Here is a 24,974-nt window from a genome sequence, read left to right as displayed (position 1 = left end):
GCAAAGGTGGACATCCCCATGATGCGTCTTGGTACTGTTTTGATTCTGTCCCTGTTTGGCGGCCTGCTTTCAGTGCACGCTGCACCGGCACCGCACCCGCATTGGAGTGTGGGGTTTCATCGCATGAGCGTGCTCGACCCGCTGGATTCGCAGCCGATGAAGGCCATTGCGTTTTACCCTTCCACTGACACCGAACGCACCACGCCACTGGGCGCCTATCAGGTCGCGGCCGGTGAAGACGCCAAGGTTGCCATCGGCCGTTTTCCCATGCTGATGCTGTCCCATGGCAATACCGGCACGCCCCTGGCCTTGCATGATCTGGCCACGTCACTGGCGCGCAAGGGATTTGTGGTGGTGGCGGTCCTGCATCCCGGCGACAACTATAAGGACCACAGCCGCCTGGGCACTGTGAGTAATCTGTATGGCCGGCCGATCCAGATCTCCCAGGCGATCACCGCGACCCTGGCTGATCCCATGCTGTCGCCCTTTGTGGATGTCGATCAAATTGGTGTCATCGGTTATTCAGCCGGTGGCGAAACCGCGCTGATCCTGGCGGGTGCCAAGCCGGATTTCGAGCGCCTGCGCCGTTACTGCCAGCAACGCCCTGAGGACCGTGATGCCTGCACCACCAAGGGCGAGTTGGTGGTCGACCGCGACGACTTGCAGCCCCAGGCTGACCCACGCATCCATGCCTTGATGCTGATGGCGCCACTGAGCCTGATGTTCGGCCGCCACACTCTGGCCGATGTGCACGTGCCGGTGTTGCTCTACAGTGGCGATGGCGACCAGTTGGTGGCGGTGGACAAAAACGCTGCCGCCCTGGCGCGTAAACTGCCAGAGCCACCGGACTTCAAGCTGTTGGCCGGGGCAGGGCACTTTGTATTCATGGCGCCATGCGACAGCGATCAACTGGCGACAATGCCAGGCATCTGCACCGATGCCGATGGCGTCGACCGCGAAGGTATTCACCGCGATATGGCCTCTGAAGCCGGGCGCTTTTTCAGCCGGACCCTCGGTGAGGCGACGCGTGCCGGCCTGCAGACGGCTGATCAGTAGGCGCGGCGCCTGAGCAGTACGGTCAGGGCGAGTGCGCTGACCGACAACAACGCGGCGCAGAAGAAGATCCAGCCGTAGCCGAGGTTCAACGCCACGGCGCCCATCAACGGCCCGGCAATCGCCAGCGCCAAGTCGAAAAACACCGCATAGGCACTCAGCCCCGCACCTCGGCTGCTGTCCGGCACTTGCTTGATGGCTTCAACCCCTAGCGCCGGGTACACCAGCGACAGGCCAAAGCCGGTCAGCCCGGCACCGATCAAGGCGACGCCGGTGGACGGTGCCAGCCATAGTAGCGTCAGGCCCAGGATTTCGATGCTCATGCAGGCGATGGCGGCGGTAAACCCACCAAACCGGCTGATGGCAGAAATGAACATCAGGCGCGAGAGAATAAAGCACACGCCAAATACCGTCAGGCAATACGCCGCGCCGCTCCAGCCACGATTGAGGTAGTACAGGGTAATGAAGGTCGTCAGCGTGCCGTAGCCAATCGATGCCAGGCACAGGCTGGTGCCGAACGGTGCGATTCGCCCGAACACTGCCCAGAACGGCAGCCGTTCACCGCGCACCACCGGCACCGACGGTTTATTGCGGATCAGCACCAGCCCCAACCCCGCCAGCACCGACAGGGCAATTCCCAGGCTGGTGTAGCCATATTCCGCCACCATCACCACGCCGACCGGCGCACCAACGGCAATGGCGCCGTAGGAGGCAATGCCATTCCAGGAGATCGAGCGGGCGGTGTGTTCAGTGCCTACCGCGCCCATGCACCAACTGATGGTGCCCACGCCAATCAGGCCCTGGGCCACGCCCAGCAACAGGCGACCGACGATCAGAATGCCCAGGCTCAAGGCTGGCAGGCTCTCCACCAGGGTGGCGATAAAGGTCAGCACGCCGCTGATCAGGATGCCGGCCAGGCCCAGCACGATCGCACGCTTGGTGCCGACGCTATCCGACATCCGCCCGGCCATTGGGCGGCTGAGCAGCGTGGCCAGGTATTGCGAACCGATGGTGACCCCGGCGACAACTGCGCTGAAACCCAGTTGTTCGTGCACATAGCCTGGAATCACTGCAATCGGCAGGCCGATGCAGATAAAGGCGATGAAGGTGTAGAACACGATGGAGACGATCTGCAGGGTGATCGACAGGGAGGAGGGGGCGGCAGGCATGGGTGCTCATTCGCTGGCGGGCGGTACGGCCATGATGCCACTGCTCTAACCAATGTGGGAGGGGGCTTGCTCCCGATCGCAGAGTGTCAGCCAACAGATCTATTGACTGAAACACCGCGATCGGGAACAAGCCCCCTCCCACATTTGGATCTGATTGCCCTGAAAGCTAAGGGCGCTCTTAGAAGACTACGCCCTGGCTACGCAGGTAGTCGTCATAGGTGCCGCTGAAGTCGATCACGCCGCTTGGGCTCAACTCGATGATGCGGGTTGCCAGGGACGATACGAACTCGCGGTCGTGGCTGACGAAGATCAGCGTGCCCGGGTAGTTTTCCAGCGCCAGGTTCAGCGCCTCGATGGATTCCATGTCCAAGTGGTTGGTCGGTTCGTCCATGATCAGCACGTTCGGCTTTTGCAGGATCAGCTTGCCGAACAACATGCGGCCTTGCTCACCACCGGAGATCACTTTGACCGACTTCTGGATTTCGTCGTTGGAGAACAACATGCGGCCCAGGGTGCCACGGATCATTTGTTCGCCTTGGGTCCACTGGCCCATCCAGTCGAACAGGCTCACGTCGTCTTCGAAGTCGTGGGCGTGGTCCTGGGCGTAGTAGCCCAGTTCGGCGGCGTCGGTCCACTTGATGCTGCCGGCATCCGGGGTCAGTTCGTTGACCAGGGTGCGCAGCAGGGTGGTCTTGCCGATACCGTTCGGGCCGATGATTGCCACGCGCTCGCCAGCTTCAACCTGGAAGCTGAAGTCCTTGAACAGCGGCTTGCCATCAAAACCTTTGGCCATCTTCTCGACCATGACCGCCTGGCGGTGCAGCTTTTTATTCTGCTCGAAACGGATGAATGGGCTCACACGGCTCGACGGCTTGACTTCGGCCAGTTGGATCTTGTCGATCGCCTTGGCACGGGACGTGGCCTGCTTGGCTTTCGAGGCGTTGGCCGAGAAGCGGCTGACGAAGGATTGCAGTTCGGAGATCTGCGCTTTCTTCTTGGCGTTGTCCGACAGCAACTGCTCGCGGGACTGGGTCGCCACGGTCATGTACTCGTCGTAGTTGCCCGGGAACAGGCGCAGTTCGCCGTAGTCCAGGTCAGCCATGTGGGTGCACACGCTGTTCAGGAAGTGACGGTCGTGAGAGATGATGATCATCAGGCTGGAGCGCTGGGTCAGGATGTTTTCCAGCCAGCGGATGGTGTTGATGTCCAGGTGGTTGGTCGGTTCGTCGAGCAACAGCACTTCAGGATCCGAGAACAGCGCCTGAGCCAGCAATACACGCAGTTTCCAGCCTGGGGACACTTCGCTCATCGGGCCGAAATGCTGCTCCAGGGGAATCCCCAGGCCCAGCAGCAACTCACCGGCGCGGGATTCGGCGGTGTAGCCGTCCATTTCGGCGAACTCGGTTTCCAGCTCGGCCACGGCCATGCCGTCTTCTTCGCTCATTTCCGGCAGCGAATAGATACGGTCGCGCTCGGCCTTGACCTTCCACAGCTCCTCGTGGCCCATGATCACGGTGTCGAGCACGGTGAATTCTTCGTACGCGAACTGGTCCTGGCGCAGTTTACCCAGGCGCACATTCGGCTCCAGCATGACCTGGCCGCCGGACGGGTCGAGGTCGCCACCGAGGATTTTCATGAAGGTCGACTTGCCGCAACCGTTGGCCCCGATCAAACCATAGCGGTTGCCGGCGCCGAACTTGACCGAGACGTTCTCGAAGAGCGGCTTGGCGCCGAACTGCATGGTGATGTTAGCTGTGGAGATCAATTACTTTACCTATCAATGGGTTGCGAGCGTGACGGCAGGTGCCTTCAGGCATGCGTCAACAGCGACATCAAGGCGCGAAACCCGGTCGCTGAGCGGAAAATTTGGGATGTGTGTTGGAATTTGGCGCGCATTGTCGCATATGTGAGGCGACAGTTGTATGGCAGTCGACGACGATGTTCCGCGCCTTGTGTGATTCGAAGCGCTGAAACCAAAGCTCGGGCCCGCGGGCAGGTATTCATTTTTTAGGTAACGATTGACAGTCTTTTCCCGTCCATCACCAATCTGTCCCGGCCATGGGCACTGAGGCCACATCAAAAGTCATCTGAAAAGGGGCAATGGGTATGGGGGTTTTCGATTACAAGAGCATGACGGGCCAGAAGGCCAAGGCGCTGTTGAACGACGCTTTGGCCTTGTCCGATTACGCTTATGACGCCAGCGGCCAACCGCTGACCGCTGGCGGTTGGGCGCCTATCGGTGCGCAAGCACTGGGGGTGACGCAGAAAGTCGACGAGTACGGCACCTTTTGGGGCGAGACGGTATTGGCTCCCTCCGCCAACGTCAAGATTGTGGGGCAGTACGATGGCGTGGGTAAGCTGATCGCCATGGGGGTTGCCTTTCGTGGGACGTCCTTTGGCTTGTCCTGGGATGGATTGGGCGACGTCGCCAGCGATCTGGCTGCTGCCGCCGTACCCGGATACGCCGCCCATTATGCTCAGTTCGCGTTCAGTGGCTTATTGGAGAACGTCGCCAGCTACGCCAGGAGCCAGGGCTTGACCGGCAAGGATATCCTGGTCACCGGCCATAGCCTCGGCGCACTCGGGGCCAACAGCTTGGCGACCTTGAGCCATGATCATTGGGGCGGCTTCTTCGAGGATGCCAACTACGTCACCTTTGCCTCACCCACACAGCGTTCGGGTGACACTCGGATCTTGAATATCGGCTATGAGAATGACCTGGTGTTCAAGGCCATTGATGGCGAAGGCATCAATACGTCGGCACTGCGCTGGGGTAACGATAGCGTTTGGGATTCGGCGGCCAATAACCTGGTCAGCTTTACCGATAACTACGCCTCGGCCTGGGCGCATTTACCCAATGCCCTCAACTGGGGAGTCGGCAAGGCTCACTCCCTGGACGGTTACATCCAAGGCATGAAGCGTATCGCGTCCTCGGATTTCTACGACCTGACCAGCAAAGACTCGACCATCGTAGTCTCCAGCCTCAGCGAGGCCACGCGTGAAACCACCTGGGTGCAAGACCTGAATCGCTACGCCGAAAAACACACCGGCAATACCTTCATCTTCGGTACCGAGGGCAACGACCTGCTCAAGGGCGGAGCGGGCAATGACTTCCTGGAAGGTGGCGCAGGTGATGATCGTTTCCGCGATGACGGCGGCTACAACATCCTGCTGGGGGGGCAGGGCAATAACGTCTTCGAACTGCAAAAGCCACTGGGCGCCTTCAGCTTTGCCAATGACGGCGATGGCACGTTGTATGTCAACGACGCCTATGGCGGTATCAGTATGACCCGGGATATCGGCGCATTGGTCAGCAAAGAGAAGGCCTATATACCCTGGACTTCAATCCCTTGGGGCTCCAATGACATCACTTATAAGGTGACCGGCGAAGGCCTGCTGGCCGGTAACGACCTGACGCACTACGCGGCCTCTACCAACGGCGATGCCCATGACAATGTCCTCACCGCTCATGCCACGGGTGATTGGCTGTTCGGCTTGGGCGGCGACGATCACCTGATCGGAGGCCCGGGTAATGACGTATTTGTCGGCGGCACCGGCAATGACCTGATGGTTGCAGGCGGTGGCAGTAATACCTTCCTGTTCGAAGGCATCTTCGGCAACGACCGGATCCAGGGTTACCAGGCCAGCGATAAGCTGGTGTTCATGGGTATGGCTGGCCTGGGCCAGGATTACGATTACCGCTCTTATGCCTCGACGTTCGAGGACAACACCGTGCTGGCCTTTGGTGACAACTCGGTGATGTTAATGGGCGTGAACATGACTCAGTTGAATGGCGCAGGCATCTTTATTTCCTGAACGCAGGCCGGGCAGAGCACCTTGGATGACTGGGGTGTTCTGCTTCAGCCCATTACCGGCACCTGCAGACTGGGTTTTGTCAGGGTTTCCGGCATCGCCAGCCACAACAGCAGCAACGCCACGCCCGCCACGCCCGCCAAGGTCAGAAAGGCTGCGTTATAGCCGGCCTGTTGCACCACGAAGCCGGCCAGGCTGCTGCTTAGCGCCGCGCCGAGGCCGAACACAGTGGAAAGGGCGCCCAGACTGACATTGAAACGCCCGGTACCTTGGGTCAGGTCCTTGACGATGACCGGGAACAGCGCGCCGAAAATACCCGCGCCGATACCGTCAAGCATCTGCACCGCCACCAGCCAATACGGATCGCTGGACAGGGTATACAGCACGCCACGCAGCGGCAGGATCAGAAAGCCGGCCAGCAACAGCGGCTTGCGCCCCCAGATATCTGCCTTGAGCCCGACCAGCCAGGCGATCGGGACCATGACCAACTGTGCGGCGACAATGCAGGCTGAGGTCAGGGGCGTGGCCATCTGCAGGTTGATCTGCGCCAGCTTCTGGCTGACCAGTGGCAGCATCGCGGCATTGGCCAGGTGAAACAGCGCGCAGCAGACGGCGAACAGCAGCAACGGGCGGTTGGCCAGCAAGACGGTCAGGCCCGATGGCTGCTCATGGTCGCTGTGATGGGCGGGATCGAAGCCACGGGCCACCTCATGATCAATCGCCTTGCCAGAAACACAACTGACCGCAATGACACTGGCGACTGCCATAAACGCCATCAGGTAAAACACCACCACCGGCCCATACAGATACGCCAGGCCCCCGGCCAGCAGTGCGGCCACAGCGTTGCCGGCGTGGTTGAAGGTTTCGTTGCGCCCGGTACGCCGAGTGAAAGCACGGGGGCCGGTAATACCGAGGGAGATGGCAGAAATGGCCGGGGCGAATACCGATGCGGCAACGGCGCTGGCGGCCTGGGTCAGCGCCACCCAACCAAATGAACTGACGAAGGGCAGTATCAGGCAGCTGCCAGTGACCAGCAGCGCGGCAATCGCGATGACTGCGCGCTTGCTGCGGGTTCGGTCGATCAGCGCACCCGCCGGGCCCTGGGTGATCAAGGCGGCGATACCGGCCAGGGTCATGACTACGCCGATACTGGCCGGGTCCCATTTATGGACCGCCAGCAGGTAGATCGCCAGATACGGCCCGAGACCGTCGCGAACATCCGCGAGGAAGAAGTTCAGGCTGTCCAGGGAAAGGGCAGTACGCAGATCTGAATGATGGGCCACAGTGCGACCTTCGAGAGCGGCATTCAAGGGCTGAACACGCGATGGCTTAATGACCGGTAGGCTTGGCCATAAGTTTCGCTGAGACTGCGGGTTTTATCTGGCAGATATTTGGCTTATGTTCCTAAGCCCGCTGTATTGACTTTCTGGAGACGCAATGGACATGCCCTCAGCGCAAGAGGCGATTGCCAGCAATAAAAACGCCTGGGACGAATCGGCCCGGTTGCACAAAGACACGGCGACCTGGAGGGAGCTACTGGCCTCGGTGGCCGAACCTGACTTTTCCTGCCTTGACCCCACTATCACCGCGTTGCTGCATGAGGTAGGTGTGGCGGGCAAGGACGTCGTGCAATTGTGCTGCAACAACGGACGCGAAAGCCTTTCGTTGTATGGCTTGGGGGCCCGTTCGGTGGTGGGGGTTGATCAATCCCGGGCGTTTCTTGAACAGGCGCGGGAATTGGCCGAGGTCTCGCCACACAGCCCTGATTTCATTGAGACCGATATCCACCATTTGCCGGAGCGTCTGCAGGCACGGTTCGATATTGCCCTGGTGACCATTGGCGTGCTGGGTTGGATGCCGGATGTGGCGTTGTTCATGCGCCAGGTTGCCAGTGTGCTGAAGCCCGGCGGTACGTTGGTCATGTACGAAACCCATCCCTTTCTTGAGGTGTTTGACCCCTGTGGGGCCAACCCGATGCTGCCTGCCAGTTCTTACTTCCAGCGTGAACCCTTTGTGCTGCAGGAGGCAATTGTCTATGAAGGGAAGGACGAGCGGCCCGGGCCGACCTCCTATTGGTATGTACATACCCTGGGCAGTGTGGTCAGCGGGGCTATCGCAGCGCAGTTGCAGATCGCTCATTTGCAGGAATACCCGCATTCCAACCGGGAAGAACTTTACGATCAATATGAGCATCAGGTCGCGCAGTTACCCCTGTGCTTTACCCTGACGGCGACCAAACGTAACGACTGATCAAGTTCACAGCGCACAAAAAAAAGCCCGCGAGGAGAGGCGGGCCAAGGGATTCACTGGAGTAGGTATATGTAACCCTATCTGCCGGAAAGTGAAGAACGTGTGAAAATGCCGTGATCAAATCGGATAAACGCACCGATCACGAGCGCCGCACGAAGGTGCGCATGGTTTGCCCAGGGCCGGTGCTGAACACGGTGGGCCTGGGCATGCCTTCATCCGCTGCGATAAATACGAAATCATCGCCGTCGAGCCGGTAACTGGCGGGAAGCTGCTTGCCGGCGTCATCGCCGATAGCGTCAATCCAGGTAATGCTTTTGGGCGTGGTACTGGCATCCAGGAAAAAACGGCCCGCCAGCAGTTGATCACCATTGACGGTGGTCACTTCGAAGCAATCGCCCGTGATGGTGGTAATAGCCCCTGGCGCACTGTGGGCGTCGGCGGGGTTGAGGATGCCACTGTCTTCAAGGGCAGTTTGCTCCCAGGTGCCTTGTAAGCCGCGTAAATCGAGAGTTGAAACAGACAGCATGCAAATTCCTTATTGCTGATCAGGGAAGCGCCCCGTTGCATCAGGTACGCAACCACGACGTAGGCGGATAAGTTTTTTCTTTAGAAGACAGCTATTTGACAGCATTTTGATGTTCTATTGACTATGCTTGCAAGCGCGCAAGTCCGACAATGCTGCGCCATTTGTACTACTCCTCGATATAAAACCGAAATAATCCTTGGAAATGTGGGATATTTCGGCTGGCTAAGTGGTCACATCGCCACCGGTCCGGCGTATCCAGGGCGTTGTCCCTGATTTTTGAAGCCATTTAGGTTTCTGAGAATGATGGCCTTTTAGTATTATTTTAAGGTGTTCTTATTTTGAATCGCACTTCCCCGCTCCCGCCCTCCGTAGCGTCTGATGAAATTGACTTGTTTGAATTGTTTCACGCCATCTGGCGACAAAAAAAGCTGGTAGTCGGATGTACGCTTCTGGTGGGCGTATTAGGGGCAGGGTACGCGTTCCTGGCACCCAAGACTTATGAAGTCAGCAGTGTGCTGCGGCCTGCGGCAATCAATGAACTGGATGCGTTGAACCGTTCGGAAGTCTATAAGTTGCCTCCCGCTGACGCCCTGATGAAAGTGGGAGCACAGTTAGACTCTTACGAGGCGCGCTTGGGATTTTTCAAGGAACACGAGGAATTGTTCAAGGCGTTCAAGAAGCCGGGGCAGAGCCTTGAGCAAAGCTTTGAGGCGTTCAATCGAAACTCTGTCAACCTGATCTTGCCGGATCCGAAGAAATCAGACTCGCTGAGCAGCTATATTCGCTTGGAACTGCAATACCCGACAGACGTTGATGGTGTCGCGATCCTCAACGGCTTTGTAGACTACGCCATCGCCGCCGAGCGTCAGCAGGTTGGCGCCGACCTCAAGGTGATCGTCAATAACCGCTTGAGCGAACTCAAAGGCAAGATCGACGCCGCCCGTGACAACTACGATACGGAAAAGGAATCCAAGATCGCCAAGCTGCTTGAGGCTGACCGACTCAAGCGTGCCCAGTTGCAGGATGAGCTCAGCGCGCTGCGGCTGCAGATGAAGATGGAGCGTACCAATCGCCTGGCCGAGCTGGCGGAAGCCATCTCCATCGCCAAGTCCATGGGCATCCGCACCCCGACGACACCATCTTCCATGGCGGACTCCACGCGCAGTGGGTCAAGCCAGGTCATGCGCACAGAGGTGAACAATCAGAAGATCCCCCTGTACTTCATGGGCACCGAGGCTCTGGAAGCCGAACGCGCTGCGCTGCAACAGCGCACCAGCGATGACTTCACCAACCCGCGAATTGCCGAGATCGGCAAGGATTTGCAACTGCTCGAAAGCAACCGCGAAGTCGAGGTGCTGCGCAAGCGCGGCAATGAAGACATATTCCTGCAGGACGTCGAGCCACTTCGCGCTGAAGTCGCCAGGCTGCGTGGCTTGAACATCGACATGAGCAACCTGAAGCTGGTGACGATCGACCGTCGCGCCCAGGAGCCTTTGGCGCCGATCAAACCGAAAAAATCGTTGGTCATTGCGTTGAGTCTGGTAGGCGGCCTGTTGCTGGGGCTGATGATCGCCTTGATCCGCCACTTCATCCGCAGTCGTAGCCAGGTTGTCCCCTATACCGCGTTGGCAGACGCCAGTTTGCCTCGCCGTGACGGTAAAGACGCGCCGCAATAATCGCAGTTACGCCTTTAAACAGGCGGGCGCACAAGCCCGTCTGTTCCCACCCCCAGCACACTCACTAGACAGCTTTTCACAATTCTTAGTTAACCTTTGGTTACAAAGTATGGCTAAATAACGGCCAATGGTTACACGCCGCAAGGTCGCCCAGCCGGCCGTGTCACCTGTACGTGAATTGTGATTTCAGGTGCTGCATATCCATCCTCGGCCGTTGTGGGCCCGCAGGAGCAGCCTGTTCTCTCCCTGACTTGTGACGAATCCCTTGAAACTCATCATTGTTGCTCTCTACGTTGCCTCCATTGCGTATGTACACCTGCGTGGTCGGGTGCGACACAAGCTGGGTCGCCAGCTTAGCGATCACTCGACGTTCCTGGCGCCGATCAACTGTTTCCTGTACTTGTTCTCCAGGCAGCCCAGCCGTCCCTATCTGTCGCCCAGCGATTTTCCAGACCTGAGCCCCTTGCAGGAACATTGGCAAGAGATCCGCGAGGAAGGCCAGAACCTGATGCGGGCCGGGGAGATCAAGCGTTCGGACCAGTACAACGACGTGGGTTTCAACTCGTTTTTCAAGTCGGGCTGGAAGCGCTTTTATCTCAAGTGGTATGGCGACAGCCACCCGTCGGCGATGAAGCTGTGCCCGCGCACCACCGAGCTGGTGCAAGGGATCGGCTCGATCAAGGCCGCGATGTTCGCCGAACTGCCACCGGGCTCCAAACTGGTGCGCCACCGTGACCCGTATGCGGGCTCCTATCGGTATCACCTGGGGCTCGATACACCCAACGACCCAGGGTGCTACATCAATGTGGATGGCGAGAGCTATTACTGGCGCGACGGCGAGCCGGTGATGTTCGACGAGACCTACATTCACTACGCAGAAAATACCACCCAGCAGAACCGCATCATTCTGTTCTGCGATATCGAGCGCCCGATGAAGTACCGCTGGGCGGCGGCGTTCAACCGTTGGTTCAGCCGCAATGTAATGGCCGCTGCGGGCTCGCCCAATGATGATGGCGACAAGACCGGCGGCCTCAACCGTGCCTTTACCCGCTTGTACAAGATCCGCCTGCGCGGCAAGGAGCTCAAAAAGCGCAACCGCACACGCTACTACCTGGAGAAGTGGGCGATTTTTGCCGCTCTGGCGCTGATCTTCATCCTTATCTGAACCCTGTGCCGGGCGCGAATCACTGCGGTGGTTTTGCGCCCAGCTTGTCCCACATCTTCTTGCTGATCTTCTGCCGATTGGCATAGCCGGCCCATGGGTCGCCCTTCAAACCCTGAAGACGCTCATGCAGGTTCGCCACCGTCCACTGCTGGGCGCCACGCAACCCTTTCAACTCTTCCCGACTGACCGGCACCGATACCGGCAAACCCGGCCGTGCACGCACGGAGTATGCCGCCACAGTGCTGGCGCCACGGGCGTTGCGCAGGTAGTCGATAAAGATCTTGCCTACACGGTTTTTAGGGCCGCTGGTGGCGGTAAAGCGTTCGGGCAGTTGCTGGCTCATAAACTGGGCAATGGCCTTGGCGAATGCTTTGACGGCGTCCCAGCCATCACGCCGGGCCAGTGGCACGATCAGGTGCAGACCTTTACCGCCGCTGGTCTTGACGAAGGCTTGCAAGCCCAGCTCATCCAGCACCGACAGGGTCAGTTCGGCCGCTTCCAGCATGGATTTCCAAGGCAGGGCCGGGTCCGGGTCGAGGTCCAGGACGAACAGGTCAGGGGTTTCAATCTTGTCCGTAGTGGCGCCCCAGGTATGCAACTCGACAGTGCCCATTTGCACGGCGCCGGCCAGCGCCTCTGCGCTGTCTACCTCCATCAGGCGTGCATGACCGGGATCCAGGGCCTGATCCAGTTGCTTGATGTGGGGAATTGTCAGGCGCTCGGAGTGCTTCTGAAAAAACTGCTCCCCTTCGATGCCTTCGGGCGCGCGCAGCAGCGACACAGGACGACCGCGCAGGAACGGCAGGATCCATTCGCTGATGTCGGCGTAGAACTGCGCCAATTGCTGCTTTTGCGTGCCACTGTGCTTGTCGATAATGCGATCGGGGTGGGTGATTTTCACGTTCTTCACTGCTTTGTCGGATTTATCGGCCTTCTGCTTCTTGGAGGCCTTGATCGACTTGGCCGCACGCGGCTGTTCATGAATGATCTGCGACGCAGGCTTATCAGTGCGCAGCCCCACAAAGGCGGCCTGGCGCACCACGCCTTCACGCGTCCATTCGGCGAATTGCACTTCACCCACCAGGCGCGGCTCGACCCAATGCACGCCACGGGCCTGGGTGCTGGTCAAAGGCTTATGCAAGGGCGAGTCCTTGCGCTCCAGCGGCGTGAGCTTGGCGTAGATGGATTTCAACGTGGCCTGATCAAATCCGGTGCCCACACGCCCGGCATATACCAGCCCGGTTTCATCGTTGACCGCCAGCAGCAACGCGCCAAACCCGCTGCGCGAACCCTGAGGGCGGGTGTAGCCCACAATCACGAACTCCTGGCGAAGGCGGCATTTGAGCTTGATCCAGTCAGCACTGCGGCGGGACACATAGGGGCTGCCTACACGCTTGCCGATCACGCCTTCGAGCGCCAGGTCGCAGGCACTTTCGAAAATATCGCGGTGGTTGGCGGCAAAGGCTTCGGAGAAACGCAGCAGTTTGCTTTTGCTGCCGGCGAGCGCAGCTTTAAGCGCAGCCCGACGCTCCTCGACCGGATCTTCGCGTTGATCACGGCCGTTCAGGAAGGGGGCATCAAACAGGTAATAGACGATGTCCAGGCTGCGGCCGATATCGAAGGCATTCTGCAATGCCTGAAAATTCGGCAAGCCGTCGCCGTTGAGGCTGACCACTTCGCCATCCAGCCAGCTGTCCTTGAGCTTGAGGGCTTGCAAGGCTTTGGCCTGGCGCGGCAGGCGTTCGCTCCAGTCGTGGCCGTTGCGAGTGAACAGGCGCACTTCACCGTCATGAATGCGCGCGAGAATGCGATAACCGTCGAACTTGATCTCGTAGCGCCAATCGCCCTCGGGTGCGCGATCGACCAAGGTCGCCAATTGCGGGGCAAATTCGTCGGGCATGGCGCTCGCTTGCGTGCGGGCCTTGGCCTTTGGCGCTGGCTTTTTTTTGACTGGGGCCCTGGCCTTGGGCGTGCCGACTACCGCATCGCTGAGCACGCTGGCAGGCTCGGCGTCGACAATATCGTATTCAGAAGCGGGGCGTGCCTGCTGGTCTTTTTCCTTGATCAGCAGCCACTGCTCCTTGTCGCCACTGCCCTTGAGTCGGGTGCGTACCAGGGTCCAATCCCCAGCGAGTTTTTCGCCCACCAGCGTGAACTTGAGCTTACCGGCCGCATAGGCTTTGCGCGGCTCGTCATGGGGCTGCCAGATACCTCGGTCCCACACAATCACATCGCCTGCGCCGTATTGGCCGGCTGGAATGCTGCCCTCGAAGCCGCCATAGCTCAGGGGGTGGTCTTCAACGTGGACCGCCAGGCGCTTCTGGCTCGGGTCCAGGCTCGGGCCCTTGGGCACCGCCCAGCTCAACAGCACGCCATCGAGTTCCAGGCGAAAGTCATAATGCAGGTTGCGCGCATCATGCTTTTGAATCACAAAGCTCAGCGCCGAGGCTTTCCGCTTGCTGGCGGGTGAGCTGCCGGCGGGTTCAGCGGTGATCTTGAAATCGCGTTTGCGGTTGTATTCGCTCAGGGGCTTTGCCATGTCGCGCTCCACTCAATGGCAGGCTCAAGAGGCCTTTTTGTTGGATTTCTTCGCGGCGGGCTTTTTCGCCGCGGGTTTGCCCGCCAGGCTGCGTTTAAGCAGTTCGGTCAGGTCGATAACGTCGGCGGATTTGCGCTCTTCGCTGTCTTGGCTCGACTCCACGTCTTCGATCTTGCCGGCCTTGGCCTTTTTCGCCACCAGCGCCATGATCTTGTCCTGAAAGCTGTCGCGGTACTCGTCGGGTTGCCAGTCTGCGCTCATGTCTTCCACCAGGCGCTTGGCCATGTCCAACTCACCCTTGGCCAGGGTCGGTTTGGTTACATCGGCACCGAGTTCCAGCTCGTCCAGGCTGCGCACTTCTGCGGGCCAGCGCAGCATCACCAGTACCAGGGCCGATTCGAGCGGCATCAACGCGGCCAAGTGCTGTTTGGTATGCAGCACCACATTGGCCAGGGCGACCTTGCCGGTTTTCTTCAGGGTTTCGCGCAGCAGTGCATAGACCTTGCCGCCGCGTTTGTCCGGCGCCAGGAAGTAGGGCGTGTCGATGTTTTGCAGGGGGATCTGGTCAGCGGCGACAAACGCGATGATCTCAATGGTCTGGGTCGATTTCGGATGGGCCGAGCGAATTTCATCTTCGCTGAGCACTACATAGCGACCCTTCTCAAAGGCGACGCCCTTGACGATATGTTCCTTGGTGACTTCCTTGCCCGTGGTTTTGTTGATGCGCTTGTAGCCGACCGGGTCCATGCTGCGTTTGTCCAGCCAGTCGAAATCAACGCCTTGGGAAGATGTCGCCGAGACCAGCGACACCGGGATATGAACCAGCCCGAAACTGATAGCGCCTTTCCAGATTGCCCGTGGCATAACTCCGATTCCTTAAAAAGTGAGCCTGTTCTGGTGACTCGCAGGGCGCGGCAAAAGTTTCGGCGGGCAGATGCTCGGACAGATCGTGTTACACCTGATGAGAAACTATTTAGTGTCGCAAGCCGAACCCATGGCGTAGCGTGTTATCGAAAGCACGTAGTACTCGGCATAGAGAGGCTCCGTCATGAATGCTTATGTACGTTATCTTGCAGTACTTGCGCTGGGCCTGGCCTTGGCGCCTTGGGCCCAGGCGCAAAACCTGCCGGGCCAATACGACACCAATAACAGCCAGATTCACCGGGCCAACCCCAATAGCATGCAGGGCACTCAGCCCAACGCACCTGCAGCCGGCGGTATCCAGACTGCGCCCACCGGCCCTCGGCCGACCGTGGAGAACCGTGGAATCGGCAATACCTATCCCAAGCGCGACGTCGCTCCCAGTCGCCCGGCCACCGAAACCAAAGCACCCACCTATGATGCCAACGGCAATCGCCGGTAAGGACTTCGCCTTATGTTTCTACGCAAAACTCTGCTAGCGGCTGTATGTGCCGCCACACTGCTGCCGCTGACCACCGTTTATGCCGCCGATAGTCAGCAATTCCCCAGCGAGCAAGGCAGCATCACCGTCACGCCGATCGCCAAAGGCCTGGATCATCCCTGGGCGCTGGCGTTTCTACCCGATCGGCAGGGCTTCCTGGTGACCGAGCTTCCCGGGCACCTGCGATTTGTCGGCCCCGACGGTAAGCTTTCCGCTCCGTTGAAGGGGGTGCCGCAAGTCTGGGCCAAGGGGCAGGGCGGGTTACTGGATGTGGTGTTGTCACCAGACTTCAAGCAAGACCGTATGGTCTACCTGTCGTACGCCGAAGGCGGCGGGCAGGATGGCAAAGCCGGAACTGCTGTGGGGCGCGGGCGCCTGTCTGCTGACTTGAGCGGCCTGGAGGACTTCAAGGTGATCCTGCGCCAGGAGCCCAAGCTGTCTACCGGCAACCACTTCGGCTCGCGCCTGGCGTTCGATCGTGACGGCTATCTGTTCGTGACCCTGGGCGAGAACAACGACCGCCCGACCGCCCAGGACCTGGACAAGCTGCAAGGCAAAGTTGTGCGCATCTATCCAGATGGTCGGGTACCGGATGACAACCCCTTCGTCGGCCAACCCGGTGTACGTCCCGAGATCTGGTCCTACGGCCAGCGTAACCCACAGGGCCTGGCGCTGAACCCGTGGAGCGGCACAATCTGGGAAAACGAGCATGGGCCGCGTGGGGGCGATGAAGTGAACATCATCGAGCGCGGCAAGAACTACGGCTGGCCGCTGGCGACCCACGGCATCAACTACTCCCTGCTACCGATTCCCGAAGCCAAGGGCAAAACGGCAGAAGGCACGGTGCAGCCCCACCATGTCTGGGAGAAGTCCCCGGCCATCAGCGGCATGGCGTTCTATGACGCCGACCGGTTCAAGGTATGGCAGCACAACCTGTTTATCGGTGCGCTGGGCACCCAGGAGTTGATTCGGTTGCAGTTCGAGGGTGACAGGGTGGTTCACGAGGAACGTTTACTGGGCGAGTTGAAAGCGCGAATTCGTGACGTGCGGCAGGGGCCGGATGGGTTTCTGTATGTGCTGACGGATGAGGACGATGGCGTGTTGTATCGGGTCGGGCTGAATCAGGACTGATGCCTTTCGGTAATCGCTTTTTGTAGGAGCGAGCTTGCTCGCGAGAAACCCATAGGCGCCGCGTTCATTCAGGACGCACGCGTTATCGTTGACGTTTTTCGCGAGCAAGCTCGCTCCTACAGAGGGTAACAGAGCTACAGGCCCAGGTCTGACAAGCCCGGATGATCATCCGGGCGACGCCCCAGCGGCCAGTGGAACTTGCGTTCGCTTTCCTGGATCGGCTTATCGTTGATGCAGGCAAAGCGGTTGGCCATCAGGCCGTTTTCATCAAACTCCCAGTTTTCATTTCCGTAGGAACGAAACCAGTTGCCGGAGTCGTCATGCCACTCATAGGCATAGCGCACGGCGATGCGGTTGTCGGTGAACGCCCACAACTCCTTGATCAATCGATACTCCAGCTCCCTGGCCCATTTACGGCTCAGGAACTGTCTGGCTTCTTCGCGGTTGTGGGCGAATTCGGCGCGGTTACGCCACTGGGTGTCCAGGGTGTAGGCCAGGGAAACCCGTTCTGGGTCGCGGGAGTTCCAGCCGTCTTCGGCCAGGCGGACTTTTTCGATGGCCGACTCGCGAGTAAAGGGCGGCAGGGGCGGGCGGACTTGTGCATTGACTGACATGGGGTGGCTCCTCAAAACAGTAGGGTTGAATGATAGAAGTTGCCAATTCCGAGAATTCAAAGTCCCAATAACGTTCGCGCCATGCATTGCGCATTATCGGCAGCTGTTGAATCACCCATGATCAGGGCAACGGTAATGGCGCCATCGATCAGGATCAGCAGTTGCGCGGCCTGCTGTTGCGGGTCGGGGGTGCCATGTGCTTGACACAGTTCAAGTGCGTACTCGAACAGTTTGTGTTTATGGGCCTTGGCCAGCAGGCGTACCGGATCTTGAGCGTTGCCGGTTTCGCCACTGGTATTGATAAAGGCGCAGCCGCGAAAATCCGCGGAACCGAACCAGCTTTTCAGGGCGCTGAACAGCGCCAGCAGGCGCTCGCCGCTGTTGTCGCTGCGTTCCACTTCGCTGCGCAGCCACTGCATCCAGCGTTCGTCGCGGCGCTGCAGGGCGGCAATCACCAGCTCGTCCTTGTTGGCGAAATAGCGATAGATGCTTTTTCTCGACACGCCAGCGGTTTTTACCAGCAAGTCCATGCCGGTGGCGGCGATGCCATGGCGATAGATCAGCTTTTCGGTGACGTCGAGGATAATGTCGCGGGTTATGTCGTTCATGCTTATTACAGTAGAACGATCGTTCTTCTTGGTCAACAGGCTTTTTCCATGCCGTACGGCGAGACCTGAGCAGTCCCATGGTGTAAGCTCTGGACCTCTTCGGATTCGACCCATTGCGAGCCCTATGCCGTCGTTCTTCAAACGCTCCCTGTTGCCCAAACTACGCGGTTTCCCGCTGTCCCCGGAGGCCATCGAGGTGCTGTCCGGCGCCGATGCCTATCGTCGCTGCCTGCTGGAAAAAATCTCCCAGGCGACGCGTCGCATCTACATCGTCGCCTTGTACTTGCAGCACGACGAAGCGGGGCAGGAAATCTACGACGCACTGCACGCCGCCAAGGCGGCACGGCCGGAGCTGGATATCGTGGTGATGGTCGACTGGTTGCGCGCCCAGCGTGGCTTGATTGGCGCCGGCAAGCAGCCGGGCAACAGCGCCTGGTACCAGGCCATGACGCAAAGCCACGCCAGCGAAGTGCCGGTGTATGGCGTGCCGGTGCAAACCCGCGAGCTGTTTGGCGTATTGCACCTCAAGGGCTTTGTGATCGATGACAGCGTGCTGTACAGCGGCGCCAGCCTCAACAATGTGTATTTGCACAAGTTCGACAAGTACCGCTTCGATCGTTACCACCTGATCCACAGCCAGGTGCTGGCCGATTCGATGCAACACCTGATCGAGCACGGCCTGGTGGCATCCAAGGCCGTGCACCGCCTGGACCTGCCCAACCCGCCGACCACCCGTAGCCTGCGCAACGATATCGGCGACCTGCGCAGCCGTCTCAAGCACGCGGCCTATGACACCACGGCCGGGCAGTTGCCCAATGGTCACCTCTCGGTGAGCCCGTTGCTCGGCGTCGGCAAGAACAACCCACTGAGCCGGGTCATTCTGGAGCTGATCGCGAGCGCCCAGCAGCAGTTGACCATCTGCACGCCGTATTTCAACCTGCCGTTGCCGGTGACCCGCGAGATCAACCGCGCCCTGGCGCGTGGGGTGAAGATCGACATCGTGGTCGGCGACAAGACGGCCAACGACTTCTATATTCCGCCCAGCGAGCCGTTCAAGGTGATCGCGGCCTTGCCTTATCTGTATGAGATCAGCCTGCGGCGCTTTGCCAAGCGTCACCAGCCGATGATCGACAGCGGCCAGTTGAACCTGCACCTGTGGCGCGATGGCGACAACACCTACCACCTTAAGGGCATGTGGGTTGACCAGCGCTATACCTTGCTGACCGGCAACAACCTCAACCCCAGGGCATTTCGCCTCGACCTGGAAAACGGCTTGCTGATCGACGACCCCAAGGGCCAATGGCTGGAGCCGCGGCGTACCGAGCTGGCGCAGATCTTCCAGCACACCACGCGTATCCAGGGCTACCAGCAATTGCAGACGTTGGTTGATTACCCGCCGGCAGTGGGTAAATTCCTGCGTCGGGTCAGCCGAGTGCGTATTGAGCGTTTGCTGTACCGCATTTTGTAGCCTTTATCCTGCAGGCAAAAAAACACCCAGGCCCCTCAACAGGGCCTGGGTGTTTTTTTTGCCGGTAGTCTTTAATTCAAACCCAGCTTGCCGCGCAGCATCGACAAGTCTTCAGCCAGGGTGTTGACCGGGCCAACCAGGGCCTTGCGGTCGTTGTCCTTGACCTTGTCGTAGGTTTCAAAGCCGCCATCCTGGGTCTTGTACTTGGCCAGGATCTTGTCCACGGTGGCGAAGTTTTTATCGACCTTGGCCAGGAACGCCTGGTCCTGCTGCCCGATCTGGCCACGGAACAGATCGACGATTTTCTTCGCACCGTCGATGTTGCCCTGGAAGTCATACAGGTCGGTATGGCTGTAGCGGTCTTCTTCGCCGGAGATCTTGGTGGCGGCGACTTCCTCCAGCAGCGCCGCAGCGCCGCCGACGACTTTTTCCGGGGGGAAGGTCAGACCATCGACCCGCGTCTTGAGATCGTTCACATCGGTATTGAGCTTGGCGGTCAGTGCTTCCAGGCCCTTGGTCGAGTTTTGCGCGAACAGCGCGTATTCAATCCGGTGAAAGCCGGTAAAGTCTTCGGCCGTCACACCTTTTTCATGGTCATCGACACGCGAATCGATGGACGCGTCGAGGTCGCTGAACAGCTCGGCGATCGGCTCGATGGCCTCATAGTGCACGCGGGTCGGTGCATAGAGCTTCTTGGCGGTGGCCAGGTCACCTTTATTGATGGCGTCGGTAAACGCCTGGGTCTGGGTGACCAGCTCGCCGATTTCCTCGGTAACGTAGATCTTGTAGTCCGATACCGGGCCTACCAGGTCGAGCGGCGCGGTAGCAGCGAAGGCAGCCAGCGGCGCAAGGCTCATTAACAACGACAACGCGATAGACGACTTCTTCATGGGGGCATTCCGCTCTGGTGTGTTTCAGGTCTTGGCAGGATTGGTTGAGTGCGTTGCAGCAAGCAGCGTGCGCCCGATGAAATCCTCAGGGCCGGTGACGCCGGGCAAGGTGAAGAAATACCCGCCGCCGACCGGCTTGAGGTATTCCTCCAGCGGTTCGCCGTTAAGCCGCGTTTGCACGCTGATAAAGCCTTTCTCCAGGTCAGCCTGATAGCAGATGAACAACAGGCCCATGTCCAGTTGACCGTTTTTGTTGACGCCGTTGGAGTAGTTGAACGGCCGCCGCAGGATCAGGTTGGCCTGGGTCTGCGGGGTGCGCGGGTTGGCCAGGCGGATGTGCGCATCGAGCTTGGTCAACTTGCCATGCGGGTCTTTGCTGTAGTCCGGCACCTGGGTTTCATGCTGGCCATCCATGGGTGCGCCGGTGGGTTTGACGCGGCCGATGATGCTTTCCTGTTCTTGCAGTGGGGTGCGATCCCAGCGCTCGACAAAGTTGCGGATGATACGCACGGCCTGGTAACTGCCATGGGCCGCCCAGGCGGGTTCGTCGCTGCTCGGTTGCACCCAGACGATCTGGTCCATGGCCTTGGCATCGTTGGAGTCGGGGTTGGCCGAACCGTCGCGAAAACCCAGGAAGTTACGCGCACTCTGCGCCGGTTCGCCGGGTTTGGCCGGGGCCTGGGGCGGCACGCTGCCTTCTTGTTTCCAGCGCACCAGCAGCAAATCAGGCAGGTTTTTCACGATATCGCGCAGGGCGTGGATGTTGGTATCGGGCGTGTTGGAACTGAACTGCAGGCTCAGGTCGCCGTGGCACTGCGCCGGCTCCAGTGCATCGTTGGGGAAACCCACCATGCGGCTCAGGCGCTTGGGCTTGACGGCACTGAGGCCGAAGCGCTCATCGAACAACGATTCGCCGACCGACACGGTGATGGTCAGGTTATCTGGGGTAACCACCGGGCCAAGGATGCCGGAGTCGGTGGGTGGCAGTTTCGGGTCGACCTGCGGCACGGTGCCACCGCTCATCAGGAACGCGATACGCTCGTTCAGGGTGCGGAACAAACGTTCGAGGTCCTCGCGGTCGCTGGCCAGTACGTCGAAGGCCACCACCATGCCGCAGGCCGGGCGCGGCGTGACAATGCCGCTCTGATGCTGACCGAAAAAAGCCTGGTGGTCGTGGGTCTTGTCGCTGCGCGGAGCGCTGGTGACTTGCTCGGCCGCTGCGGCCATGGCCGGGCAGGTCAAGGTGCTGCCGGCGATGGCCGCGCCGGTGGCCGCCATGCCCAGCAGGACGCGGCGACGCGCAAGGTTTAGCTGTTCTGAATCACTCATGTTTGCGTTCGTCTCACTGCAGGCCGGAAAGGCCAAGGGCGGGGTCGATTCCATCGAGTGCGGCGGCCAGTGCCTTGGCCTTGTCGGCGATCTGCTGGCGCTGATCGGCGGTGATGCTGTCGTAGCGGGTGTAGTGGTCGTCAACCTTCAAACCGTTGAGTTCGGCGTCGAACGCATTGAGCGCGCTGTCAATGTGAGGCAGCAGGTCGGCGGCGGATTTAGTCAACAGCGGACGCACTAGGTCGACTACTTTGCGGGCGACCTGCAAGTTGGCGGCAAAGCCGTTCAAATCGATATGGCTGTAGCGTTCCTCTTCGCCACTGATGGCGCGCACATCTGCCAGACTATTAAGGTTGCGCACGACGATGCTCACCAGTTGCTCCGGCGGCAGGGACTGAGCCAATAGCTGTTGCTTGAGCGTGGTGACGTCGGCCACCAGGCGTTGCGCGACCGGTGCCAGGCCGTCGAGACTGCGTTGCTGGAACAGGCTGTATTCGAGGCGGTGGAAGCCGCTGAAGGCGGGATCCTGCTCGCGCTTTTCAAAGTAGTCGGCGCGGGCGTTGATCGTGTTGTCCAGCTCGGCCAGGCGCTGGGCTGCCGGCGCCAGGCGTTGATAGGCCTCACGGGCCGGCACATACAGGGCCTGCGCCTGGGCCAGATCACCGGCGTCGATAGCCTGTTGTAGCGCCGTCACCGCCTTGATCAGCGCACCGCTCTGGCCGCTCAAGTACACACGGAACTCCGACAACGGGCCGATAAACGCCACCATCGACGGCTTGGCCCTGGCCTGGGCGTCGGACTCCGCGGTGGGGGTGACATGCAAGGTGCCACGCGGGTTGCTCAGCAGGCCACAGGTGATGGCGTAGTCACCGGGCAACAGGTTGGCGTTGATCACCTGGCTCAGGCCCGGAGCAATATTTTCCCGTTCCTCGACCACCAGCACACCGTCGAGGATTTCCCACTCCACCGCCCGGTCGGAGCGGTTGATGATACGAAAGCTTGCGCGCCCGGCCGGCACGGTGAGGGCGTTGGGCTCGCAGGCGTGGGCGTGAATCGTCACCGCGATTTCATTGTGGTTGGTCTGGCGCTTGGTCGCGGCCAATTGCGAGGCGTAGTAGAACAGGCCACCGGCGGCGATCATCACCACCACCGAGCCGGCCACACCCCAGCGCAAGGCGCGGGATGGCGGGGCCGATTGAGGGGTTGGGTTGGACAAGAGACGGTCCTTACTGGCTGGAAACGGAAGAAGTCGTGGCGACAGGCTTGGCGGGGGCCGAGGGCAGGAAGAACATCACCAGGGCCACCACCAGGTAAATCACATAGGCACCCAGGGTGCTGACGGTCGGCGCCTCCTGATAACCGAACATGCCGGCCAGTACCGAGCCCAACGGGCTGTCCATGGGCAGCGCAGCGCTGAAATCGAACAGCACGGTTTGCCAGTGGTTCCACACACCGGCCTCATGCAGGGCTTGCACCGAATTGGCGAGAATGCCGGCCGCCACTACCAGGATGAACAGGCCGGTCCAGCGAAAAAACGCGCCGAGGTTCAGGCGCATGCTGCCGGAATAGATAAGAAAGCCTACGACAATGGCCAGGATCAGGCCGAGCAGGGCACCTATCGGCGCGCCCATACCTTCGCTCTGCTGAAACACCGCCAGCAGAAAGAACACGGTCTCCAGCCCTTCGCGGGCCACGGCAAAAAACACCATGGCGATCAGCGCGAATACCTGGTGCCTGGAGCCGGCCAGGGCATGGTCGAGAGACTCATGCAAAGCGTGTTTGATTGACCGCGCCACTTTGCGCATCCAGAACACCATGGAACTGAGGATACCCACGGCGACAAGCCCTACGATCCCTTCGAACAGTTCCTGCTGCTTTTGCGGGAATTCGGCGCTGACCAACTCAAGGCCACCACCGACCAGCAAGGCCAGGGCGGCAGCAAGGAAAACGCCGATCCACACGGCGGGCATCCATTGGCCACGACCGGTCTGCTGCAGGTAACTGGCGATGATGCCAACGATCAAGGCGGCTTCAATGCCTTCGCGCAGCATGATTAAAAAAGGAACGAGCATCGGGCACCAGGGCGTAACTAGTTAGGAAGCTAAGTTGTAACATAATGATACTCATTGCTAAACAAGAAATATTGACCTTTGCTGAACGTGGGCTGAACAGTGGTGGCGAAGCGCGACCGCCCTTATGATGCAGGCCACCTGGTTTGCAGTCGGATAACTCAACATCCCATGTCGGAAAAAGACACCATCTCCATCCACCTTGTGCGCGAAGCGCTGTTGCAGAGCTGTGCACCTGGTGCGGCCACTGTCGAGGCATTGAGCAAAGTCGGGATTGACCCTGCGTTGCTTGAGCAGCCCCATGCCCGTGTCCCCGCCACGGCCTATGCGCGCCTTTGGCGTTTGCTGGCGCGGCGCAAGGATGACGAGTTTTTTGGCATGGACCAGCGTGCACTCAAATCCGGTAGCCTGGCGTTTCTGTGTCGCGCCGCCATGGCGCAACCGAGCCTGGCGGCGGGCCTTGAAACCGGCCTGGGGTTTCTGTCGTTGATGCTGGAGCACCTGCCGGCCCAGTTGGTTCGTCAACAGAGCCTGGCGGAGATCGTCCTGCTCGAACCCGATGAGCCCAAGCGTGCGTTCACGTATTTCACTTATTGGATGATCGTCCACGGCGTCGCGTGCTGGCTGGCGGGGCGTCGCATCCCGATCCTGGCCATTGAGCTGCGTTGCGCGCAGCCGGACTTCTGTGACGATTACCAGGTAATGTTTTCCGACAACCTGCGCTTTGATCGACCCCGTACCCGCATGATCTTTTCTGCCGACTGCCTGGACCTGCCGATCAAACGCAGTCAGCAGGAGCTCCAACGTTTTCTGGCCCATGCACCAGCCAACATCCTGGTCAAATACCGCGACCCTGAAAGCCTCGCCACACGCATCAAGCACGACCTTCGGCAGATGCCTCCCGACACCTGGCCGGAAACGGAGGGCCTTGCCGCCAGGCTATGTATTTCTGCGTCCACCCTGCGTCGGCGCCTGGCGGAAGAGGGGCAGACTTATCAGGGCCTCAAAGACAGTGTGCGCAAAGAACTGGCGATTGTGTGGCTGGCTGAACCGCAGATCAGCTTTGCCGAGATTGCCACGCGGCTGGGGTTTGCCGATGCGAGTTCGTTCTACAAGGCGTTTCGCAAGTGGGCGGGGTCGAATCCGGGGCATTATCGGAGTTTGATTTTGAGCGACTCGAGTCGACTCTAACTTCCGTCATGCGGGATTAGGACAATTCTCACTTATTCCTTCACCCAAGTATGACAGAACGCTCCTTCGATATTTTAGGAC

Annotated in this window: 21 protein-coding genes; 9 read left to right on the top strand and 12 right to left on the bottom strand. The window is 59.7% G+C overall.

What is annotated here, in order from left to right:
* The first annotated feature begins 18 nt into the window (after positions 1–18).
* The gene (locus IH404_RS15650; RefSeq protein ID WP_194438358.1) at positions 19–1,056 is read left to right on the top strand and encodes a dienelactone hydrolase; all 1,038 of its coding nucleotides are present in this window, start codon (positions 19–21) and stop codon (positions 1,054–1,056) included.
* Here the strand turns inward: IH404_RS15650 and IH404_RS15645 are convergent.
* A complete protein-coding gene (locus IH404_RS15645; protein ID WP_194438356.1) occupies positions 1,050–2,222 on the bottom strand; it encodes an MFS transporter in 1,173 nt (390 codons plus the stop codon). The genes IH404_RS15650 and IH404_RS15645 overlap by 7 nt on opposite strands.
* A gap of 178 nt (positions 2,223–2,400) precedes the next feature.
* The gene (locus IH404_RS15640; RefSeq protein WP_003191057.1) at positions 2,401–3,987 is read right to left on the bottom strand and encodes an ABC-F family ATPase; all 1,587 of its coding nucleotides are present in this window, start codon (positions 3,985–3,987) and stop codon (positions 2,401–2,403) included.
* 341 nt (positions 3,988–4,328) lie between these two features.
* Here IH404_RS15640 and IH404_RS15635 point away from each other — a divergent pair, with 341 nt between their 5' ends.
* Entirely contained in the window at positions 4,329–6,038 is a 1,710-nt protein-coding gene (locus IH404_RS15635; RefSeq protein WP_194438354.1) for a polyurethanase, read from the top strand.
* Positions 6,039–6,082: 44 nt separating this feature from the next.
* Here IH404_RS15635 and IH404_RS15630 read toward each other — a convergent pair whose 3' ends face one another.
* Positions 6,083–7,318, bottom strand: a complete 1,236-nt coding sequence (locus tag IH404_RS15630; protein ID WP_194438352.1) for an MFS transporter — start codon at positions 7,316–7,318, stop codon at positions 6,083–6,085.
* Between the two features lie 154 nt (positions 7,319–7,472).
* On the opposite strand from IH404_RS15630, the gene IH404_RS15625 reads away from it, so the two are divergent.
* A complete protein-coding gene (locus IH404_RS15625; protein ID WP_194438350.1) occupies positions 7,473–8,285 on the top strand; it encodes a class I SAM-dependent methyltransferase in 813 nt (270 codons plus the stop codon).
* A 139-nt stretch (positions 8,286–8,424) separates the two neighbouring features.
* Here the strand turns inward: IH404_RS15625 and IH404_RS15620 are convergent, their stop codons facing one another.
* Positions 8,425–8,811, bottom strand: coding sequence for a TIGR03067 domain-containing protein (locus IH404_RS15620; protein WP_032875090.1), 387 nt, complete (start codon positions 8,809–8,811; stop codon positions 8,425–8,427).
* A 338-nt stretch (positions 8,812–9,149) separates the two neighbouring features.
* Here IH404_RS15620 and IH404_RS15615 point away from each other — a divergent pair, with 338 nt between their 5' ends.
* Positions 9,150–10,487, top strand: a complete 1,338-nt coding sequence (locus tag IH404_RS15615; protein ID WP_194438348.1) for a Wzz/FepE/Etk N-terminal domain-containing protein — start codon at positions 9,150–9,152, stop codon at positions 10,485–10,487.
* A 265-nt stretch (positions 10,488–10,752) separates the two neighbouring features.
* Positions 10,753–11,652: a lipid A hydroxylase LpxO gene (gene lpxO, locus IH404_RS15610; RefSeq protein ID WP_122734196.1), complete on the top strand. Its 900-nt coding sequence runs from the start codon at positions 10,753–10,755 to the stop codon at positions 11,650–11,652.
* A 19-nt stretch (positions 11,653–11,671) separates the two neighbouring features.
* On the opposite strand, the gene ligD is transcribed toward lpxO, so the two are convergent.
* Positions 11,672–14,191 carry a DNA ligase D gene (gene ligD / locus IH404_RS15605; RefSeq protein ID WP_194438346.1) on the bottom strand — a complete coding sequence of 840 codons (2,520 nt, stop codon included), beginning with the start codon at positions 14,189–14,191 and terminating at the stop codon, positions 11,672–11,674.
* Positions 14,192–14,215: 24 nt separating this feature from the next.
* A complete protein-coding gene (locus IH404_RS15600) occupies positions 14,216–15,055 on the bottom strand; it encodes a Ku protein (protein ID WP_005788504.1) in 840 nt (279 codons plus the stop codon).
* A gap of 184 nt (positions 15,056–15,239) precedes the next feature.
* Between IH404_RS15600 and IH404_RS15595 the strand changes: the two genes are divergently transcribed.
* Both IH404_RS15595 and IH404_RS15590 read left to right on the top strand, forming a co-directional pair.
* Entirely contained in the window at positions 15,240–15,554 is a 315-nt protein-coding gene (locus tag IH404_RS15595; protein ID WP_122734200.1) for a hypothetical protein, read from the top strand.
* A 12-nt stretch (positions 15,555–15,566) separates the two neighbouring features.
* Entirely contained in the window at positions 15,567–16,724 is a 1,158-nt protein-coding gene (locus IH404_RS15590; RefSeq protein ID WP_194438343.1) for a PQQ-dependent sugar dehydrogenase, read from the top strand.
* Positions 16,725–16,858: 134 nt separating this feature from the next.
* On the opposite strand, the gene IH404_RS15585 is transcribed toward IH404_RS15590, so the two are convergent.
* Both IH404_RS15585 and IH404_RS15580 read right to left on the bottom strand, forming a co-directional pair.
* On the bottom strand, positions 16,859–17,338 hold the full coding sequence (locus IH404_RS15585; protein ID WP_194438341.1) for a nuclear transport factor 2 family protein: 480 nt from the start codon (positions 17,336–17,338) through the stop codon (positions 16,859–16,861).
* Positions 17,339–17,394: 56 nt separating this feature from the next.
* On the bottom strand, positions 17,395–17,946 hold the full coding sequence (locus IH404_RS15580; RefSeq protein ID WP_005788500.1) for a TetR/AcrR family transcriptional regulator: 552 nt from the start codon (positions 17,944–17,946) through the stop codon (positions 17,395–17,397).
* Between the two features lie 124 nt (positions 17,947–18,070).
* Between IH404_RS15580 and pssA the strand changes: the two genes are divergently transcribed.
* Positions 18,071–19,414 (top strand): CDP-diacylglycerol--serine O-phosphatidyltransferase, encoded by a 1,344-nt coding sequence (gene pssA, locus IH404_RS15575; protein ID WP_194438340.1) that lies wholly within the window; start codon positions 18,071–18,073, stop codon positions 19,412–19,414.
* 71 nt (positions 19,415–19,485) lie between these two features.
* Here the strand turns inward: pssA and efeO (IH404_RS15570) are convergent, their stop codons facing one another.
* From efeO (IH404_RS15570) to efeU, 4 genes are read right to left on the bottom strand one after another with little or no spacing between them, the layout of a single operon-like run.
* Positions 19,486–20,304 carry an iron uptake system protein EfeO gene (gene efeO / locus IH404_RS15570; protein ID WP_122734208.1) on the bottom strand — a complete coding sequence of 273 codons (819 nt, stop codon included), beginning with the start codon at positions 20,302–20,304 and terminating at the stop codon, positions 19,486–19,488.
* A 24-nt stretch (positions 20,305–20,328) separates the two neighbouring features.
* The gene (gene efeB, locus IH404_RS15565) at positions 20,329–21,633 is read right to left on the bottom strand and encodes an iron uptake transporter deferrochelatase/peroxidase subunit (RefSeq protein WP_194438339.1); all 1,305 of its coding nucleotides are present in this window, start codon (positions 21,631–21,633) and stop codon (positions 20,329–20,331) included.
* 13 nt (positions 21,634–21,646) lie between these two features.
* A complete protein-coding gene (gene efeO / locus IH404_RS15560) occupies positions 21,647–22,849 on the bottom strand; it encodes an iron uptake system protein EfeO (protein ID WP_194438338.1) in 1,203 nt (400 codons plus the stop codon).
* Positions 22,850–22,859: 10 nt separating this feature from the next.
* A complete protein-coding gene (gene efeU / locus IH404_RS15555) occupies positions 22,860–23,705 on the bottom strand; it encodes an iron uptake transporter permease EfeU (RefSeq protein WP_194438337.1) in 846 nt (281 codons plus the stop codon).
* A gap of 168 nt (positions 23,706–23,873) precedes the next feature.
* On the opposite strand from efeU, the gene IH404_RS15550 reads away from it, so the two are divergent.
* A complete protein-coding gene (locus tag IH404_RS15550) occupies positions 23,874–24,893 on the top strand; it encodes an AraC family transcriptional regulator (RefSeq protein ID WP_194438336.1) in 1,020 nt (339 codons plus the stop codon).
* The last annotated feature ends 81 nt before the right edge of the window (positions 24,894–24,974 follow it).

Origin of the sequence: Pseudomonas sp. OST1909 (assembly GCF_015277575.1) — a bacterium.
In the GTDB taxonomy this organism is placed as follows: Bacteria; Pseudomonadota; Gammaproteobacteria; order Pseudomonadales; family Pseudomonadaceae; genus Aquipseudomonas; species Aquipseudomonas synxantha_A.
The sequence above is the reverse complement of the archived record's forward strand: the minus strand, read 5'-3'. Positions and strand labels throughout refer to the sequence as shown.